Raw genomic sequence first — 19,352 nt, forward strand, 5'->3', positions numbered from 1 at the left:
ATGTCGCAAGCACCCCTCGCCGGACTGAAGGTTGTGGAACTTGCTCGCATCCTGGCAGGTCCGTGGATCGGCCAAACGCTGGCAGAACTGGGGGCCGATGTCATCAAAATCGAAAGTCCGGACGGTGACGACACCCGCCATTGGGGTCCGCCGTACATCGACGAAGGCGAAGGCAAGCGCTCGGCCGCCTATTTTCACGCGTGCAATCGCGGCAAAAGATCGATGATCGCAGATTTCAACTCAAGCGATGACATGAGAGCCGTCCGGGCGCTGATCGCCTCCGCTGATATAGTCATTGAGAACTTCAAGGTCGGGGGGTTGAAGAAGTTCGCCCTCGACTACCAGAGCCTCCAAGCGACACATCCGCGCTTGATCTATTGCTCCGTGACCGGCTTCGGCCAAACTGGCCCATATGCGCACCGGCCAGGCTATGACTTCATGATCCAAGGCATGAGCGGCATCATGGATTTGACGGGAGAGCCCGATGGGTCGCCGCAAAAAGTGGGCGTCGCGTTCGCCGATATCTTCACAGGCCTTTACGGCGTCATTGCTATTCAGGCCGCTCTGAAAGCACGCGAAGACAGCGGTTGCGGCCAGCACATCGACATGGCGCTTTTCGACTGCATGGCTGCGGTGTTGGCCAACCAAAGCATGAATTTCCTGGCTTCGGGAGTTACGCCGAAGCGCATGGGCAATGCCCATCCGAATATTGCGCCGTATCAGACCTTTCCTGTTGCTGATGGCTATATCATCGTCGCCTGCGGAAACGACGGCCAATTTTCCCGTTTGTGTGAGGTGTTGGCCATGCCTGAGCTGCCTGTCAGCGAGGCGTTCGCGACAAACGCTCAACGTGTCCAGAACCGGCTTGTTCTTGAACAAACGTTGGCCGCGAAGACGGCTTTATGGACCCGAGACAGTCTTTTAGAAGCACTCGAAAAAGCCACCGTGCCGGCGGGGCCGATCAATACGGTTGGCGACTTGTTTGCCGACGAGCAGTTCCATCATCGCCAAATGCTCGTCGAACTCGATGGTGTGCCGGGCTTACGAACGCCGATCAGATTTTCGGGGGCCTCGTTCAACCCATCCCGCCGCTCGCCCCGATTGGGTGAGCACACTGCGGAGATCCTGGCCGAAATCGGTCTTGGCGATCATGTTGAAGGAAGGTTTCCATGAAGATTCTCGTCCCGGTGAAGCGGGTGGTTGATTACAACGTGAAGATCCGTGTGAAGGCGGATGGCACGGGTGTCGAGTTTGCGAATGTGAAGATGTCGATGAACCCGTTCGACGAGATCTCGGTCGAGGAAGCGCTGCGGCTGAAGGAAGCCGGCAAGGCCGAAGAGGTGGTGGTGGTATCGATTGGCCCGGCCAAGGCCGAGGAGACGCTGCGGACGGCGCTCGCCATGGGGGCCGATCGTGCGGTGCTGGTCGAGACCGACGATCAGGTCGAGCCGCTGGCAGTGGCGAAGATCCTGAAAGGGGTCGCCGCGGCCGAACAGCCCGGCCTGATCATCGTCGGCAAGCAGGCGATCGATGATGACTCGAACCAGACCGGCCAGATGCTGGCGGCCCTCTTGGGCTCGGCGCAGGCAACCTTCGCCTCGAAGATCGAGATCGGTGAGGGAAGCGCCAAGGTCACCCGCGAAGTGGATGGCGGCCTGCAGACGATCGAGGTCAAGCTGCCGGCGGTGGTCACGACGGACCTGCGCCTCAACGAGCCGCGTTATGCCTCGCTGCCGAACATCATGAAGGCAAAGAAGAAGCCGCTCGACAAGAAGGCACCTGCCGACTTCGGCGTCTCCACCGAGCCGCGCCTGAAGGTGTTGAAGACCGAGGAACCGTCGGGCCGCAAGGCGGGCGTCAAGGTCAAGTCGGTGGCCGAGCTGGTCGAAAAACTCAAGACCGAAGCCGGCGTGCTCTGAGGCCGTTCATGCTCCCGAAAAGTGGGTACCGGTTTTCGGTCAAGAGCATGGACTCAGCAAATGTAAAGGATAAGACCCATGGCCATTCTTCTTCTGGCTGATCATGACAGCAACCACCTTTCCGACCAGACCGCCAAGGCGCTCACGGCGGCGACACAGATCGGCGGCGAAGTCCATGTGCTTGTCGCCGGCAAGGACGCGAGGCCGGCTGCCGAGCAGGCAGCCAAGCTTGCCGGCGTCTCCAAGGTGCTGCTGGCCGAAAGTGACGCGCTTGCCAACAATCTCGCCGAACCGCTTGCCGATCTGATCGTGTCGCTGGCGGCGAGTTATCACACCATCGTCGCGGCGGCCACTTCCGTCGGCAAAAACGTCATGCCGCGGGTCGCCGCCCTGCTCGATGTCGCTCAGGTCTCTGAGATCATCGAGGTTCTTTCGCCCTATATGTTCAAGCGACCGATCTATGCCGGCAACGCCATCCAGACGGTGCAGTCGACCGATGCCAAGAGGGTGATCACCATTCGTACCTCTTCTTTCGCCGCCTCAGGCGAAGAGGGATCGGCCGTTATTGTGAAAAGCGACTCGGTTACGGCCGGTCCCAATCTTTCCAGCTTCGTTGCCGATGCGCTGTCGACCTCGGATCGTCCGGAACTCACCTCCGCGAAGATCATCATCTCCGGTGGCCGCGCCCTCGGTTCGGCGGAGAAGTTCAAGGAAGTCATCCTTCCCGTCGCCGACAAGCTCGGGGCTGCGGTCGGCGCATCCCGCGCCGCCGTCGATGCCGGTTATGCCCCGAACGACTGGCAGGTCGGCCAGACCGGCAAGGTGGTGGCACCGCAGCTTTATATCGCCTGCGGCATCTCCGGGGCCATCCAGCATCTCGCCGGCATGAAGGACTCGAAAGTCATCGTCGCCATCAACAAGGACGAAGAGGCCCCGATCTTCCAGATCGCCGACTACGGCCTCGTCGCCGATCTCTTCGAAATCCTACCACAGTTTGAGCAAGCAATATCATGAACGATCAAGGTCCAATTCCAATCCGGTCGGTCGGCATCATCGGCGCCGGACAGATGGGGCTCGGCATTGCCCAAGTCTCCCTCCAAGCTGGGCTTAGCGTACGGCTTTACGATGTCTCGAACGAGCGCGTCTGCGAGGGTATAGAGAAAGTTCGCCATTCGCTGAGTCGAAAGGTTGGTGAAGATCGGCGTCTGGAGGGAACGTTCAGCGGTTCGGACTCCATCGGTGACTTGGGCAACTGTGATCTCGTGGTAGAGGCAGCGACAGAAAACGAGAATATTAAGAAAAATATTTTTGAAGGGCTATGTCCGATCCTGAAGCCCGAGGCGATCCTCGCCACCAATACCTCATCTCTTTCGATCACTCGTCTTGCAAAATCGACGGACCGGCCAGACCGTTTCATGGGCATTCACTTTATGAACCCGGTTCCGGTGATGAAGCTCGTTGAGCTAGTAAGAGGAATGGCCACGTCGCAACAAACATACGAGGCGGCCAAAAGCTTCGCCGCACAGCTCGGCAAACAGGTGACGACCTCAGAAGATTCCCCCGCGTTTATTGTGAATCGAATAATCTTGCCGATGATCAACGAGGCCATTTTTGCGCTTTACGAGGGTGTCGGAAGCATTGAAGCCATTGATACAGGGGTAAGACTTGGCGCTAACCATCCCATGGGACCGTTGCAATTGGCCGATTTCATAGGTCTCGACACCTGCCTTGCGATCATGCGAGTGCTGCACGAAGGTTTGGCAGACCCAAAGTACCGGCCTTGTCCTCTCCTCGTGAGATATGTTGAAGCCGGTTGGCTTGGACGTAAGGCAGGTCGGGGATTTTATGACTATCGTGGTAAATAGATTGTTCGGGCAGATCAGGTCGATCCTGTCAATTAACCCTTAGAGTTTGCATAAAGGATCGTGCGCTCCGTAATTTATGCTAACGTTAGCATAAATTTAATGATCGCAACGTCGAGCTATCGATGCGGCGATGCTGGATGCATCCGCGCTCCGAAACAGTTAGCGACAGCCTCCTATCGATCACCAATTTTCCTTGACTCAGATAGCACGCTTGCGCTAACGTTCGCATAAACAGGAGGATCTTTCATGACTCGCACCGTGTTGCTGACCGACTACGCATGGCCGGATGACAATGTGGAACGGGAGGTCATTGAGCGAGCCGGATTTACTCTCGTGAGCGGACCCGCAAAACCATCCTCGGCCGCCGAAATTGATGCGTTGGCGGTCCAGCATCTGCCGGATGCCATTTTGACCTGCTGGGCCCAGGTCAGCGAAACCGCGATCGCGGCATCTCCAAATCTCAAGATTGTTGCTCGTCTGGGCGTTGGACTGGATAACATCGCTGTCGACGCAGCCTCGGAGCGCGGCGTCTGGGTGACGAACGTTCCTGACTATTGTGTCGCGGAGGTTTCGGATCACGCGGTCGGCTTTGCCATCGCTTGGGCCCGCGGCCTGATCCATTTCGATCGTGAGGTTCGTAGCGGTCATTGGGACCCCGCCTCCGCCAACCTTCGTCGACTGTCAGAACTAACCTGCGGCATCGTGGGATTTGGCCGGATTGGCCGAGCAACCGCAGCGAGGATGCAAGCGCTAGGCTGCAAAGTATTGGCGCACGATCCCTTTGCATCCAACCTCCCTGATAATGTCGAGCTGGTCGATTTTGAAGCCCTTCTTGGCAACAGCGACATCGTCGTGGTTCATGCGCCGCTTTCCGCATCGACCCACCACCTGATCGATCGGGACGCAGTTTCGAAAATGCGTCGAGGCAGCTTGTTGATCAACGTCAGCCGAGGCGGGGTTGTCGACACTGCGGCCGTGATCCATGGACTGGAATCCGGCATCCTGAGCGGCGTCGGCCTTGACGTTTTGGAAGATGAGCCGCGCGTTCCGCAAGAATTGATCAATCACCCTGGGGCGATGATCACCCCGCACGTCGCTTTTTCTTCCGACGCATCGCTCATCGAGTTACGCCGCCGCGCCGCGGAAGAAGTCGTCAGGGTTCTCTCTGGAGAAATGCCTGAACAGCCCCGCAACACGCCCCGCCGCTAGATCGCACAGGACACTCAATTCATGTCTGTATCTGAGATGACCATTTTCGATGTGTTTTTACAGAAGAGCGGGCTAAAAGAACCTTCAGAGGAAGCAATATACAAGCCTCTGACGGGCGGCGTCTCTTCTGATATCTATCGAGTTGAGCTTCCCGGGCGGGCCCTCTGCGTAAAACGGGCCCTTCCCAAGCTAAAAGTCGCTACCGACTGGCAAGCCCCGGTATCGAGAAATGAGTACGAATGGAACTGGATCTCCTTCGTAGCCAAACATTTCCCATCCGCTGTTCCCAAGCCGCTCGCCCATGACCCATCGTCGGGCGTGTTTGCGATGGAATTTCTCCCTGGCGACGAATATCCACTATGGAAAGCAGAGCTTCTTCAGGGGCATGTTGATCTGAAGGCCGCGGAAATTATCGGTCGACGGATCGGGCAGATTCATTCGGTGAGTGCGCGTATGCCCGGGCTACCCGAACAGTTCGATTCAACTCGCAACTTTTACGCTCTGCGGCTTGAGCCTTATCTGGTCGCTACCGCGGCCAAACACCCATTCATCTCCGATCGTCTATCAGAATTGGTCGACCGTACCGCTAATACAAGGCACGCACTCGTTCATGGGGATGTAAGCCCCAAAAACATTCTCTTGAGCAAGATCGGCCCCGTCTTCCTGGATGCAGAATGCGCGTGGTTCGGCGATCCGGCCTTCGATTTGGCTTTCTGCCTGAATCACTTACTGTTGAAGAAGCTCATTGTAGAGAATGCAGCACCTGAGCTTGCGGCGTCCTTCGAGGCGCTGACTTCTGCGTACCTCAATGAGGTAGATTGGGAAGATCGGGAAGCTGTCGAAGCCCGGACATCGAGCCTTTTACCTGCCCTCTTTCTCGCTCGTGTCGATGGCAAATCGCCGGTCGAATACGTGACAGAGGAAAGCCAACGAATGCTCGTGCGCAAAGTCGCCGTCCCGTTGATCGCTTCGCCGCGCAGGAAACTGGCTGAAATCGCGCAAGCTTGGTTTTCCTAACGCCAGATAATGCACTATCTGGCTGGCGCAGCTTGCGTCAACGCGACGAACGCCTGCCATCGTGGCAGTGAAATTTTCTTCCAAGATTTGTTGGATTTCGGACCTGCATCGCGGCGGAAGCGGTCAGTTCTGTAACTGGCTGTTAAAGAAAAGCCATCGCCCCTTTTTGGGAGCGATGGCAGGCTGGGAACGAATATTTGCTTGATGTGCGGGAGCCTCTGCTTACATGAACCGAGCGACCCATACCTCGAACGCATCGAGAAAACTTTCGATGAACTTCTGAGTTCCTTCGTTTAAGAATTCGCCGCTATCCCCCACCAGCTTGTCTGCGGTGCTAAGATAAACTTCCGGCTGCGGCAGCGTAGGAACGTTGATGTTGGTGAGAATTACGCGGAGTTGAAGCGCCGCTGCCGCACCTCCTATGAGACCTGGGGAAGCCCCGGTCACTGCACCGGGCTTGTGATCCCACACGCTCTTCCCGAACGGCCGAGAACCGACTTCGATCGCATTCTTCAATACCGCTGGTACGGATCGATTGTACTCGGGCGTTACGAAGATTGCGCCATCGCAAGCCTTGATGCGTTCGCGGAAGGACGTCCACTCCGCCGGCGGCGTCTCCGTCTCCAGGTCTTGATTGTAGAGCGGAAGATCGCCGATCGGTACGATCTCCAGGTTCAGCCCGCCGGGCGCCACTTTCTGCATTGCACGGGCGAACTTCAGGTTGATCGAAGCCTGACGAAGGCTTCCAACCAAGACCGCGATATCTTTCTTGGACATGTTCTCTCTTTTCGCGTGAGGGAGGCGTCGGTGATAGCCGGCGCCGGTGATTGTTATTGATAAGCGGCGGGGACCGGAGGAACGACCACGTAGTTGCTGAAGCCGCCATCGCGTTCGCCGATGCCGGAGATGGCTTCGTTCACCCGCTCGAGCGGATAGATCTTGTGCTCGAGATACGAGAGGTCGAGCGCACCGGTGCGGACCATGTCGGCCATTTCCTGCCCCTGGGCAGCGCTGAACCAGTTGGAGCCGATGAGCTGAACCTGCTCGTCCATCAGCCACTTCACGTCGACGGGAACATCTTCCGCGACGCCGCCAACGACAACCACACGACCGCCCCGGCGAACCCCGCGCATGGAGTCGACCACGGTCGCTGCCGGGGCTCTCGCACCCAGCGCACTGATAACGAAGTCCACTCCCTCGCCGCCAGTTTGAGCCTTTGCCCATTCTCCAGTCGAGCCTTCGCCGAGCAGGATTGTGTCGATGCGGTCGGGAGCGATGGCCTTTATGCGGTCCATCAATTCTTTGTTTCTGCCGGTGCCCAGAATTTTGGAGAGGCCCATTGCAAGACCGAGCTTGGTGGCTGCGACGCCGAGTGTGCCGGTAATCCCATCGACGAGGCAAACCTGGCCGGGTCCGGCCTGTGCGTTCTTCAGGGCGCCGTATGATGTACCGAGGTAGCCGAAGCGACCGGCCTGTTCGAAGCTGAGATTATCCGGCAGGCATACGAGGGAATATTCCGGGGCAGTCATGTACTGGCTGAAGCCGCCGTACGGATAAAGATCAAAGATTCTTTGGCCATCGCGGCTGGTGCTGAAGTACCCATTCAAGGTGTAGTAGCGGCATTGGCTGCGATTGCCTGACCGGCACGCCTTGCAAGAACCGCAGGATCTGAGGGGGCTGACATAGACACGATCGCCAATTTTGACATTGGTGACCGCCTCGCCGACTTCGGCGACGACCCCGGCTGGGTCCAAGCCAAACACTGCCGGAAACTTCGGTAGTGGCTGGTGGGGAAACCAGGTTGGCCAATTATTGATGACGTTGGCCATGTTGGGCACGATACCGCAAGCCCTGACCTGCACCAGGACGTCGTTGGGCCGGGGCGTGGGAACCGGAATCTCATCCAGCGACATCGGCTGATGCAGAGCATGCAGCCGAGCGGCGATCATAGTTTTAACCATTAACTCCTCCATAGGGACATCGGTCGGACCGTGCCCGACCGAATGCATTTTTTCAGTTTCAGACAGGTGGGCGGGAGTGCCGGGCGGCATTCGTCAGGGGGTCAGGAACTCCTTCCCAGCCGGTCGGAAGTCCGCAGGCCAGACAGTCACCCAATCCTTTCCTTGAATTTGCTTGAGCTTCGTCGATGGCTTTCCGGCATTGAACTTGCCGTCGAAAGTCCTGGGCCCGACGACCGTCTTGACGGTATTCGAGCGCAACCACGCAGCCATCGCGGCGTCGTCCAACTTCCCTGCACCTTCTGCTGCCGCTGCAAGGATTTGCCACGCAGCATATTCCACGGCGGCCTGATACTCGGTGCGCGGATACGGGAAACCCGCCGCCTTCGCCTTGCTGTCATATGCGCTTACGAAATCCTGAGCGCCGTCATACTTGAGGAACGGCTCGTGCTCTTCAAACCAGGTCAGCGAGGTCAAGCCATTCGCTTTAGGGTGAGCTGCGGTCGGGCCGGGTGCCGGGAACAGGTAGAACTGGTTCTTTGGCTGGTAATCGATCCGGCTCATTGCATCGAGAAGCTGCACGGCCTCCATTCCGATCGCACCGGACCACAGCAGGTCCGGATCAGCCGCCTTGATGCGGTTGGCGATTGCGCCGAAGTCCTTCGTGCCGAACTCGTATTCAAGATCCAGCACGTTCTTGATGCCACGCTTCTCAGCGACTTGCTGGCCGCCCTTGGCAATCGTCAGAGCCGACGGAAATTTGCTGGTGACAAACGCGATCGTCTTGGGAGGGGTCGGCAGGCTCGCATAGGCATCGAGAACGACCTCGGTGTCCGTCAGTTGCGGTTCGGCCCCGATCGGAAGAGACGGGAACTGCAGCGGATACGGTGCGAGACTCGGGTCGCCAAGGCTGCTCTGAACAAGCATCTTCTTGAATCGAGCGGCAACGCCCATTGCTGCGATAATCGAGGACGTGCCATAGGGGCCCATCAGGAGGTCGACCTTGTCGGCCGTCACAAGGCGCTCATAGAGCGTTCGAGCATTGGCGGGAACCGATTGGTCGTCGAGAAGGACAAACTCCACCTTTCGTCCCAGAATACCGCCTTTGGCGTTGGTCTGTTCAACGAAAACCTCTGCCGCGAGTTTATGGATTGCGCCTACGCCCGCAAGCGGACCCGTCAACGGCAGCGTTCCGCCAACGCGGATCGGCCCCTCTTGGGCAAAAGCCCTCGGCATCGCGCTGAAGGCAGCCACGGCGGCGGCAGACCCGAGAAATGCTCGTCTGTTCAGTATAGTGGAATTCGCACTCATCTTTTCCTCCCAAGTGCCTCCAGCATGTCATCATGCTCATGACTCTCGCAGCGCGTCAGTCTCCCGCCGCTGGCGGCAGGTCTCACCTCTTCGCCAGCTCTCCTGCGTAGCGTTCCAGCGTCATGGGGTTCGGCATTTTCTCGGGGTGCTCCAACGGTACTCCCGTAAATTCGCTGGCCTCGAAGAACCACTTCGAGACGGCCGGCATTCCCCAATGCACATTGGTGCTAAGGGACGCCGCGTCCCAACGAATGGGCTCCAATTCCGCGTCTATCGTGGTGTAGTGATTGTTGAAGAACTCCACCCGATGTCCATCGGGATCGCGCAGATAGACGAACAGGACTCCCGAAGGACCATGGCGCCCGGGCCCGCGCTCAACGCTGTCTCCATATCCATAACGGCTGGCAAAGTCGCACACGGCGAAGATGTCGCTGCTTTCCGGAACCGTATAAGCAAAATGATGCAGTTGCGGGCCGATGCCAGGCACCAACGCCAGGTCGAGGCAGACACCTTTGCGATACAGGAAGTTCGCAATGAGAGTGTCGCCTGCCGCAATATATTCCGAAGTCCGGAAGCCGAGTTCGCCGTAGAATGCACTTAGACCCAGCGGATCGGCAACTATGACCTGGCAATGGTCGAGGCCCTGGGCTCGCGCGCCACGATGCTCATGCACCTCGAGAAACTTGCGGGGATGGACGCTCATGCTGGAGCAAAGCTCGATGCGGGCGCCCGACGGATCGCTGACAAGCAGGGTCCGTCCTTGATTTCGAACTTCGACCCATTCCGTCGGAAGCCCCTTCTCTTCAAAAAAGACCTTGGCCTTGTCGAGATCCTCCTCCAGGAACACCCGGTAACCGATCCGCCTGCACGCCGGCTTCCCGCCGGTAGGTGCCAGGACAAGACTGTGATGGCAGGCCTCGGACAATCCGCGAAGGTAGGAAACACCGTCCGCGAATTCTGTTTCGACCAGGCCGCCGACATTGACATAGAAATCTCGGCTGCGCTCCACATCATTGACCTCAAGCACGACATGGCTGAAGCGCGTGATGTTGAAGGGAGGTTTCAAATTAACAGCCGGAAGCATCTCATCCTCATTCATTTTGCTAACGTTAGCATAAAAGGGCCGGATCTTTTGTCAACGCCTGTTTTTGAGCGAGACCCGCAGCCGGCCCATCGAAATTCTAACCTACAGCGGCAGCCGCGGCTGGCTTTTCAGCCAAGTCCAGCGCCGACCATCCGGCGAACGAAGCCTCTTTTCCGAGGGCCTCCTCGATCCGGAGAACCTCGTTCCACTTGGCCATCCGTTCGGAACGGGAGAAGGATCCGACCTTGAGCTGCTTGGCATCCCACCCGACCGACAGATGGGCGATCGTTACATCTTCCGTCTCACCGGATCTGGCCGAAACGATCGTCCGAAAACCCGCCTTCTTGGCAACGGAGAGCGCATCGAACGTCTCTGTGATCGTGCCCGCCTGGTTCGGCTTGATCAGAACCGCATTGGCGCTTTTATCCTTGATCGCTTCGGTTACCCGCGCCGCGTTCGTCACGAAAAAGTCGTCGCCGATGATCTGGCATCTGGAGCCGTAGCGCGCGGTAAATTCCTTGAACCCATCCGGATCGTCCTCGGCGAGCGGATCCTCGATGGAGACGATTGGATAGGCCTTCAACCAGTCGCCAAGCATGTCGATCATCTCGGCCGTATCGAGCTGCCGATCTTCCAGTGCCAGCGAATACTTGCCGCCGCGACCGAATTCGGAGGCCGCAATGTCCAGTGATATCGCAACTTGGCCGCCTGGCTTCAGACCGGCAGCCTCGATCGAACGCACCAAGGCATCAAGAGCCTCTTCATTGCTGGTAAAGGCAGGCCAGTAGCCTCCCTCGTCCGCCACGCCCTGGAGCTTGCCGGTGCGTTTCATGATGTCGCCTGCCGCGCGGTAAACTTCAGCAGTCCACTCCAAAGCCTCCGAGAAAGTCGAGGCAGCAGGGCACATGATCATGAAATCCTGGACGTCTACCCGGCGCGCTGCGTGCGCTCCGCCTCCGAAAATCTGGATTTCCGGGAGCGGCATGGTAATTCCCGTGTCGGAGCCCGCGAGATACCGCCAGATCGGTTGATCGGCCGCGGCCGCTGCCGCGTGAAGCAGCGCCATCGACGTTGCTACCGACGCATTTCCACCCAATCTGCTCCGGTTTGGGGTGCCATCCAGCTCGATGATTGCACGATCCAGCTCGACTTGATCTTTGGCATCCCGGCCAACCAGCAACTTGGCGATTTCACCGTTGACGGCGCCCAAGGCCTTATTGATGCCCAAGCCAGCAAGGGCGCTGCCGCCGTCACGAAGGTCTAGAGCTTCGCCGGTGCCGGTCGATGCGCCGGCAGGTGCGATGGCCCTGCCGATCGCGCCAGACGCCAGCTCGATCTCTACCTCAACGGTGGGCCTGCCACGGGAATCCCAGACGCGACGGCCCTGCACTTTTCTGATTTCGGTGTTGGTCATGTTCAGTTGGTCCACAAAGTCGGATTGAGATTTTGGATCATTGAGGCTCACAGGCCGTCATCGTAATCCGTTGTTTCGGGGGTTCTTGCGCCAACCAGCACCACGGCGATGCTTGCCGGTTTGTCGCTTTTATTTCGCCAGGCGTGACGCGTTCCGTTCTGCACGAAGGCGTCGAACTGACCCAAGCGGGTCTCATTGCCATCGTCGAGTTCCATCCAGATTTCGCCGTCGAGAACGATGCCATAATCGACGGTGGGAGTTTGATGTTTGCCATCCGGCTGGAAGCGTTCGGCCAAACCTGGGCTGACCGCCAGATTCTCCGCCCTGGCCGCCGGGCCATCGAAATCCGGAGACATAAAAACAGCATCTGGCGGGAACGTTAGCACTAAAAAGCGCGTTTCGCCGGGCTGAGGAACGAAGCTTGTCACCAGCGGAGTTGGATCGTGTCCGTTAAATGGGACGGCCGTGGAAGTCGATGTCGACCAGACCATCCGCGACACCAATCCAGGGATCGTTCTGAATATGTCCGTACGCGGAACGGCGCCGTCTTGGGCGAACCTGGCAACGCCCTGACTGCAATGCTCCGTCACGACGCGTCGAACATGCACGGGAACTCCCCCGCTCGAATTTTCAGATACCAAGATACGCCTCCCTGATGCTTGAATCATTGATGAGAATCTCAGGCGCTCCGGATGCCGTCACGCGGCCTTGCTCGATCACGTAGGCCTGATGGGCAATTTCAAGCGCCTTGTTCACGTTCTGCTCGACAAGCAGCACGGCTACGCCTCGCTCATTGATCATCTGGATGATTTTGAACATTTCCCCGACGATCAAAGGCGACAGCCCGAGCGACGGCTCGTCCATGAGCAGCACGCGCGGCTTGGCCATCAGGCCACGGCCGATCGCAACCATTTGCTGCTGCCCACCCGACAAGGAGCCCGCCAATGAATCCTGGCGCTCTTTCAGAACAGGGAAAAGCTGAAACACCTCAGCGAGCGTAGCATCGCGATCAGCCCGAGCGATCGAGCGGTACGCACCGAGCAACAGGTTGTCGAGGACCGTCATCGCGGTGAAGAGCCGGCGCCCTTCCGGGACGACTGCTATGCCGTAGTCGCAGACCCGATGGCTGGGCACTTTGGAAACGTCGTTACCCTGGATAACGATCTTTCCCTTGTGCGGCCGAAGAATTCCGGCGATGGCATTTACCAGCGTGCTCTTCCCTGCTCCGTTCGGGCCGACGACGGAAACGATCTCGCCTGGCCTTACACTGATAGACAGGTCCCACAGAGCGATCGCATCTCCGTAGCCAACCTCGATCTTATCGACCTCAAGCAGCATAACTGCCTCCCAGATATGCGCTGACCACTGCTGGATCTCTCATCGTTTCGCTTGGATGCCCAAGCGCCAGAACTTTGCCTTGATCCAGCACCGCGACACGGTCCGCCAGCGCGACAACCGCACGCATGAGGTGTTCAACGAAGATGATCGCCGTACCGCCAGCCTTGATACGCTTGATCATTTCGACTGCGTGGTCGACCTCGGCTGGGTTCAAGCCACAAAGCACCTCATCAAGCAGGAGCAGGCGTGGTTTTGCGGCCAGCGCTCTGGCGAATTCGACAAACTTTCTATCATGCAGGTTCAAGGCCTCGGGAAGCACGTTGGCCTTGTCAGCCAGGCCAGTGAAGGCGAGCGCTTCCCTGGTGACTGCGTCGACCGCAGCCACGCCCATGCGATCCGCGCTGCCAAATTTCGCGCAGAGCCGAATGTTTTCGAGGACGGTGAGATTATCGAACAGGCGCGGGATCTGGTAAGTTCGCGCCACGCCCTGTTGCGCGATCAGATGCGGTGATCGACCGGAAATCTCCTCGCCTTCCAGTGTGATCTTACCGGAGGTCATGGAGTAGTGGCCGCTGATCATGTTGATCAGTGTGGACTTGCCGGAACCATTTGGCCCAACCAGGGCCAGGATTTCGCCCCGCCGGACGTCCAGGGTTACTCCAGTCAAGGCACGGATACCGCCAAAGGATTTCGTGACATCTTCGCACTTCAGAAGCACCGAACCGGAATCTGACGCGGTTGAAGGCGGGAGCTCAATAGCAGCCTGAGCGGCTGCCTCCGGTGCTCCAGTTTCTTTGCGATTGGCGGCGAACTTGCGAATAAGGCTGGGAACAATGCCAGACGGCAGCACCAGGATTACAACTATCAGCGCAAGAGCCACGCCCGCGCGGCCGAATTCCGCATGGGCACCGCTGACGATAGCGCTCTGCAGCACGGTGATGATGACTGCGCCGATTGCGGGTCCAGCCCAATGGCGAGCGCCGCCAAGAATGCTCATGAGCACGACATAGAGAGGAACGGTCACCGCAAACGTCTCGCCAACCGTGACGTAGCCTACATATACGGCATGGATCGCACCCATTCCGCCGGCAAGCGCCGACGAGACGGCAAACGACATCAGCTTATAGCGAAACGTCGGAACGCCTTTCACCTCTGCGACGTCTTCATCGTCGTGGATTGCAAGCAAGCCCTGACCGAATTTGCTGTGAAAGATGATGTAGGACGTCGCCAGCGCAGCAAGAGCCGCGATAAGCCCGAACATGTAGAGGGAGCCAGACGCCGTCACGCCGATCATCGGGATTTCGATCCCTGAGAGGAATACGCCGGTGCCCGAGTCCAGCGCAGTGTTCGACACAATGGCCGCGATGACAAACGTTACCGACAGCGTCAGCAGCGCGAAGAACTCGCCGCGCAAAGCTCCGGAGCGAAAGACAACCAAGCCAATCAGCACGGCAATTGCGGCCGCAAGCAGTGCCGCAGCAGGTATCGTCGCGACGAAGGGCCATGACAACTGCGTCGCCAGCGTGGCCGTTGTGTAGACGCCAATCCCGAAAAATGCGGCGTGGCCAAAACTCCAGTAGCCCGTGTAACCGCTCAGGATGCCCCAGCTCGTTGCCAGCACGACCCAGAAGAAGATAATGTACAGGTAGGACAGGTAGTAATCCGCCATTCCCAAGTAAGGCAGCGAGGCCAAAATCGCCACGCCCAGCGCTGTGATTAGAAGCTTTTTCATGGTCAAATCACCGGTTTGCGCAAGAGGATGACGATGAGCACGCTGAATGCGACGAGCGGCGCCCAAGCGGGATTGACGACGGACATGGTAAGGCTCTCGGCCACGCCAATCAGCATACCGGCACCCAGCGCGCCGATAGGGCTGCCCAATCCTCCAATGATGGCGACGGCAAATACGACCCCAATCCAGGCCTCGATTTGAGATGGAGCCAAAGTTCCAATCAGGGCAATGAAGACACCCGCGATGCCGGCCGTAGCTGAGCAAAAGCCGGCTAGAATGTATGAGACGCGGGTGGAATTGATCCCAAAAGCCGACGCTACGGGGGCGTCATGGGCAGCGGCACGCAGGGCCTTGCCGAGCATGGTCTTGTTCAACGCGTACCAGGCCATTGTGGCAAGCACCCCTGCACAGACAAACGCTGAAAGATCCAATACGGGCACGAAGATCGGTCCGAGCCGGATGGTGCTCTGGGCATAGGGTGTTTCATAGCGAAGGAAGTCAGCCGACCAGATCCATTGGATCAGCGACTCGATCAGGATCGTGACGCCGAACGTCACCAAGAGAGAGGCGAATTCCTTCACCTTGAAGCGCACGAACAAGCTGTGCAACGCAACTCCGAGCGCGAAGAACAGCGGCGCGATCAGAAGAGCGCTCAAATATGCCGGGATGCCATAGACGGTCCCGAGCTGGTAGGTCAGGTAAGCGCCAAGGAACGCCAGCGCGAAATGGCTGAGGTTCACAAGCTTCAACAGCCCCCAGCTCAGGCTGAGGCCCATCGCCAGCAGGCCATAGATCCCACCCAGCAAGACGCCACCGACAGCGGATTGCAAGAAAAGAGCAAGAGTCATCGGGATCCACGTCCTTCTGTGGACACGATGGTCGACTCCGGGAACACCAGAATATCCATACGTTATGCCTCCTCCCGATTGCGCTAACGTTAGCATAGATATTCATCCCACAGCGAAGCCTCCGTGTCAACGGCGTTCAAGAGGCTAATTCGCTGCCTCTTCGCTGCGGGCGCATCGACGCGGGACGAAAAAATCCCAGAAAGTGAGATCAAATCTATGAGAAATCTACTAGTTTAGAATCGCAACTCGATACCGAGCTTCAGTATCCGGGGCGAAAATTAGATTAGTTCAATTTGGCAGAAACGTCTGCGATCTCGGAGTTTGACAACTGCGACGCCAATGCTATCGTTGGCGAAAGTGATCATTCGAGCCAAACACAATGGTAACAATTAAAGACATCGCCGCCATACTGCAAGTTTCACCCTCAACCGTCGGTCGCGCTCTTGCCGACGATCGACGTATCAGCGCCGAGATGAAGCGAAAGGTGAATGAAGCTGCAGCGCAAGCGGGGTACGTTGCCAATCGTGCTGCACGGATGATGCGCGGGGTTCAGAGTAATCTCGTTGGGCTGATCGTTCCAGATATCAGAAACAGCTTTTATTCGACTATTGCACACGCTCTCTCGCGGTGCCTTCTTTCGGCGAATTACCAACTGACTTTGTGCGAAACCGATGACGACAGAATGCATGAGCTTCGTCACATCAAGGAACTTACTAGCGCCAACGTTGCGGGGATCATTCTGGTCCCGAGCGCAAAACCTCATCCCGATTCTGCGCGAATCCTGAAGATGACGCCTCACATCCAATTGCTGCGAAAGGCACCACTGCTCGGTGACCAATGGTTTGGGATTGATGACCGACGGGCACTTTACGAGAGTACTGAACATATCATCAATGAAGGTCACAAACGGATCGCTTACATCGGCGGCACGGAAGAACTGCCCACTGGCGCGGCTCGCGTGCAGGGTTTCCGGGAGGCCGTAAAAAGCTCCGGTCAAGCGATCACCGTTCGTGAGGAGCTTGGCGCGCCCTCCTCGCCCGAATTCGGACGGGAGGCCGTGCGTCGCCTACTTTCCTTAAAGGATCGACCCACGGCGCTCGTGATCGGTGCGGTACAAAACACCTCAGGAGTTATTGATGAACTCCAGGACCAAGCTTTAAGCATCCCCCAAGACATTTCCGTCATCGGATTCGGAGATGAGCTCGGGTACCGGTGGTGGGGTCCAGGATTGACCACCGTACAGCTACCTGTTTCGGAGTTGGCAACGGCTTGCGGACTTTGGTTTTTGCATCACCTTCAGAATAAGTCTGACCTTAGCAAGCCGTACAGCTTCATCTCTCCGCCTCAATTGATTGTTCGTGGCAGTACGGCGACCCCATCGAAGCAATGACGGCGTCATTTCCCCACGTTTCAAGGCCATGGGGAAAAAGGGGCCGTCCGCCATACGACCACACCTCTTTCTCCGGACGGCCCCTCATCCGCCACTGCGATCTTGAGGAGAGGCCGCTTTAAGGACCAGAGCAAAGTAAAGGCCTCGATGGTGATCTCAGGTCCCTACTTCTTGTAGGAGTCCTCAAGATCTACTTTCAACGCGCCCATCAACCGTACGCCGGAATTGTACCACGCGACATTAATTGCCAATTCGACCAATTGCTTCTCGGAAAGGAATTTCGCGATACCGTTCCAAACCTCGTCGGAAACATCGACATGCAGGGTCGAGTCCTTCGCGAAAGCCATCACCGCCCTTTCCTCTTCCGTGAATAAGTCCGAGGTCTCGAATTCAGGGATAGCTTGGAACTGCTCCTCGGTGAGTCCTGCCTTCAGACCATGCGAATGGTGATGAACGATCTCATATTCCGAGTTGGTGCAGTAACCTACCGTAAGGATCGCCATCTCTCTCAGCTTCGGACTGAGGTCAGAAGCACGAACAGCATTGGCGTAGGTCAGGAAGTCATTCAAAATTGCTGGTGCATTTGCGAGTGCAAGGAAAATGTTCCCTGTCGGCACCTTCCTTTCCTTCAGCAGGCGCTCATTGAGCGCCGCGTGCGTGTCTGCCAGTTCTGAATTCGGAACATATCTAACTCGTGCCATTACTCCACCCTTGGGTTGTCATCGAAGATCACTATTGGTCAAGTGCCACAACGAAGGCCACCGCGAAAATTGACCCGTTATGCGCTAACGTTTGCATTACTAACATCGAGTCACCCGGGATCAATCGCTTCTTTTCCTAAACAAATCCCGAAAGGTCTCGTTCTAATTTGCTTTCTGGGAGTCCTCACCACGGCTGAAGCGAGCCGACCGCGCGTGAAATGGGCGCGGGTTGCCATGCACACCTTGGACGCTCTCAAGCATGGCTCGATGCGCGGCAAGTACAACTGGATTCTTCAAAATGCCGATGCCGGGGATCTCCACTTCGAGATCATCACCCGGACTGATGGGGCCTACCCCGGCAGGAGTGCCCGTCATGATAGCATCGCCTGGCAAAAGCGTCATGAACCGGCTCAAATAAGCAACGATGTCAGCCACTGAGTAAACTAGATCCCTTGTGTTTCCGGACTGCTTCACCGCACCATTTTGACGAAGAATGACGTCGAGATTTGTGGGATCAAGGTCGGTTACGATCGCCGGCCCCATGGGCGCAAAGGTGTCGTATCCTTTCCCGGCCAAAAGGCAGCCGAACTTGCTTTCCTGACGCTGTATGATGCGATCGCTGATGTCGTTGCCGCATGTATATCCAAGGACGTGGCTCAGTGCCTGGTCCTTGCTGATGTGCCGACCACCCTTGCCAATGATCGCGACTAGCTCAGCCTCGTAATGTACGATTTCACCGTCTCGCGGGAATTCGATCCCATCTCCGTTGCCGCTCGCTGCGGTGCTAGGCTTCATGAACAAAACCGGAAGTGAAGGCTGCTCTTTCCCTGACTCGTTGGTATGTTCTCGATAATTGTATGCCACTCCAAAAATGCGGGGACGGTTGACTGGGCATAGTAAGCGAACCGTGGACAGATCGTCCACCTTTCCAGTTCCTTTTATCTCGCTGAATGGCTCTCCAGCGATCCGCACGATACTGCCGCCGCCGCTATCGACACCATAGTGAATCCCATCGGCCGCCTCGTATCGCAAAATTCTCATTTCGATCTCCATTTTTGCTAACGTTAGCGCAAACCATCGGTCGTCGTCAACGCCATCTCTAGCCGTTAGTGATCTTTCTCAATTTGCGTGGTGTTCGGCATTTTTGATCGGCATCATCCGTACCCTGAGAAACTCTGAGCCAGCACTGCCGTGCGTTGCACGCTTGATCGTTTTCAAACGGTTGATATGAGCTTGTGCTTGGCCATTGCTCCACGGGAGGTCGATTGCATTGCGAATGGCGTCGATGTCGCGGCGAAGAACGAGAGCGAACCGAGCAAGCGAGATAAGGCCGGAGACGATGGCATCAATCCAAGCACTTCTTAACACCATTCGTTGGATGTCTTTTGCTGGACGCAAATTCCAGTGCTGGCCCCCTGCTGACGACCTTCGTCCGGGGTTGCCTTCAGCGATTTCCGTCGTCGGTTGCACCCATATGAGTTATCTGCCTCCGGTATTAGAGTAACTATCCTAAGTTTAGTTTTCTCTTTATAATTCGATTCGTCACGTAGCTGGGGAGCTATGTGC

General features: G+C 57.3%; 18 protein-coding genes and 1 pseudogene. 7 read left to right on the top strand and 12 right to left on the bottom strand.

Translation table 11 applies throughout. The features are described from left to right. The 6 genes from NXC24_RS34135 to NXC24_RS34160 all read left to right on the top strand — a co-directional run bounded on the left by NXC24_RS34135 (nt 1) and on the right by NXC24_RS34160 (nt 6,010). Entirely contained in the window at nt 1-1,173 is a 1,173-nt protein-coding gene (locus NXC24_RS34135) for a CaiB/BaiF CoA-transferase family protein (protein WP_104827662.1), read from the top strand. Then, a complete protein-coding gene (locus NXC24_RS34140) occupies nt 1,170-1,919 on the top strand; it encodes an electron transfer flavoprotein subunit beta/FixA family protein (RefSeq protein WP_104827663.1) in 750 nt (249 codons plus the stop codon). Before NXC24_RS34135 ends, NXC24_RS34140 begins: the two co-directional genes overlap by 4 nt. A gap of 78 nt (nt 1,920-1,997) precedes the next feature. Further along, nucleotides 1,998-2,933 carry an electron transfer flavoprotein subunit alpha/FixB family protein gene (locus tag NXC24_RS34145; protein ID WP_104827664.1) on the top strand — a complete coding sequence of 312 codons (936 nt, stop codon included), beginning with the start codon at nt 1,998-2,000 and terminating at the stop codon, nt 2,931-2,933. Continuing rightward, nucleotides 2,930-3,784, top strand: a complete 855-nt coding sequence (locus NXC24_RS34150) for a 3-hydroxybutyryl-CoA dehydrogenase (protein ID WP_104827665.1) — start codon at nt 2,930-2,932, stop codon at nt 3,782-3,784. Before NXC24_RS34145 ends, NXC24_RS34150 begins: the two co-directional genes overlap by 4 nt. Nucleotides 3,785-4,030: 246 nt before the next feature. Further along, nucleotides 4,031-4,993: a C-terminal binding protein gene (locus NXC24_RS34155; protein WP_104827666.1), complete on the top strand. Its 963-nt coding sequence runs from the start codon at nt 4,031-4,033 to the stop codon at nt 4,991-4,993. A 21-nt stretch (nt 4,994-5,014) separates the two neighbouring features. Then, complete coding sequence (locus tag NXC24_RS34160) at nt 5,015-6,010, top strand: aminoglycoside phosphotransferase family protein (RefSeq protein WP_104827667.1); 996 nt, start codon at nt 5,015-5,017, stop codon at nt 6,008-6,010. A gap of 222 nt (nt 6,011-6,232) precedes the next feature. Here NXC24_RS34160 and NXC24_RS34165 read toward each other — a convergent pair whose 3' ends face one another. The 9 genes from NXC24_RS34165 to NXC24_RS34205 all read right to left on the bottom strand — a co-directional run bounded on the left by NXC24_RS34165 (nt 6,233) and on the right by NXC24_RS34205 (nt 15,695). Continuing rightward, nucleotides 6,233-6,787, bottom strand: a complete 555-nt coding sequence (locus NXC24_RS34165) for an NAD(P)H-dependent oxidoreductase (protein WP_104827668.1) — start codon at nt 6,785-6,787, stop codon at nt 6,233-6,235. Between the two features lie 53 nt (nt 6,788-6,840). Beyond that, nucleotides 6,841-7,971: an alcohol dehydrogenase catalytic domain-containing protein gene (locus NXC24_RS34170; RefSeq protein ID WP_104827669.1), complete on the bottom strand. Its 1,131-nt coding sequence runs from the start codon at nt 7,969-7,971 to the stop codon at nt 6,841-6,843. Between the two features lie 93 nt (nt 7,972-8,064). Continuing rightward, the gene (locus tag NXC24_RS34175) at nt 8,065-9,279 is read right to left on the bottom strand and encodes an amino acid ABC transporter substrate-binding protein (RefSeq protein WP_199773633.1); all 1,215 of its coding nucleotides are present in this window, start codon (nt 9,277-9,279) and stop codon (nt 8,065-8,067) included. 82 nt (nt 9,280-9,361) lie between these two features. Next, complete coding sequence (locus NXC24_RS34180; protein WP_104827670.1) at nt 9,362-10,363, bottom strand: VOC family protein; 1,002 nt, start codon at nt 10,361-10,363, stop codon at nt 9,362-9,364. A 97-nt stretch (nt 10,364-10,460) separates the two neighbouring features. Beyond that, the gene (gene eno / locus NXC24_RS34185) at nt 10,461-11,777 is read right to left on the bottom strand and encodes a phosphopyruvate hydratase (protein WP_104827993.1); all 1,317 of its coding nucleotides are present in this window, start codon (nt 11,775-11,777) and stop codon (nt 10,461-10,463) included. A gap of 47 nt (nt 11,778-11,824) precedes the next feature. Then, complete coding sequence (locus NXC24_RS34190) at nt 11,825-12,418, bottom strand: cupin domain-containing protein (protein ID WP_104827671.1); 594 nt, start codon at nt 12,416-12,418, stop codon at nt 11,825-11,827. Further along, complete coding sequence (locus NXC24_RS34195) at nt 12,408-13,115, bottom strand: ABC transporter ATP-binding protein (RefSeq protein WP_104827672.1); 708 nt, start codon at nt 13,113-13,115, stop codon at nt 12,408-12,410. The genes NXC24_RS34190 and NXC24_RS34195 overlap by 11 nt, the downstream gene beginning before the upstream one ends. After that, nucleotides 13,105-14,847, bottom strand: coding sequence for a branched-chain amino acid ABC transporter ATP-binding protein/permease (locus NXC24_RS34200; protein WP_104827673.1), 1,743 nt, complete (start codon nt 14,845-14,847; stop codon nt 13,105-13,107). The genes NXC24_RS34195 and NXC24_RS34200 overlap by 11 nt, the downstream gene beginning before the upstream one ends. Before the next feature lie 2 nt (nt 14,848-14,849). Next, the gene (locus tag NXC24_RS34205; protein ID WP_199773634.1) at nt 14,850-15,695 is read right to left on the bottom strand and encodes a branched-chain amino acid ABC transporter permease; all 846 of its coding nucleotides are present in this window, start codon (nt 15,693-15,695) and stop codon (nt 14,850-14,852) included. A gap of 379 nt (nt 15,696-16,074) precedes the next feature. Here NXC24_RS34205 and NXC24_RS34210 point away from each other — a divergent pair, with 379 nt between their 5' ends. Further along, on the top strand, nt 16,075-17,085 hold the full coding sequence (locus NXC24_RS34210) for a LacI family DNA-binding transcriptional regulator (protein WP_104827674.1): 1,011 nt from the start codon (nt 16,075-16,077) through the stop codon (nt 17,083-17,085). Between the two features lie 164 nt (nt 17,086-17,249). Here the strand turns inward: NXC24_RS34210 and NXC24_RS34215 are convergent, their stop codons facing one another. The 3 genes and pseudogenes from NXC24_RS34215 to NXC24_RS34225 form a co-directional block, all read right to left on the bottom strand. Then, on the bottom strand, nt 17,250-17,786 hold the full coding sequence (locus NXC24_RS34215; RefSeq protein ID WP_104827675.1) for a carboxymuconolactone decarboxylase family protein: 537 nt from the start codon (nt 17,784-17,786) through the stop codon (nt 17,250-17,252). Nucleotides 17,787-17,948: 162 nt separating this feature from the next. Further along, the gene (locus NXC24_RS34220) at nt 17,949-18,827 is read right to left on the bottom strand and encodes a fumarylacetoacetate hydrolase family protein (RefSeq protein WP_104827676.1); all 879 of its coding nucleotides are present in this window, start codon (nt 18,825-18,827) and stop codon (nt 17,949-17,951) included. A 78-nt stretch (nt 18,828-18,905) separates the two neighbouring features. Next, nucleotides 18,906-19,142: pseudogene (locus NXC24_RS34225) on the bottom strand (ISL3 family transposase); the annotation flags it as partial. Nucleotides 19,143-19,352: the final 210 nt, after the last annotated feature.

This window comes from Rhizobium sp. NXC24, from assembly GCF_002944315.1.
Classification (GTDB): domain Bacteria; phylum Pseudomonadota; class Alphaproteobacteria; order Rhizobiales; family Rhizobiaceae; genus Rhizobium.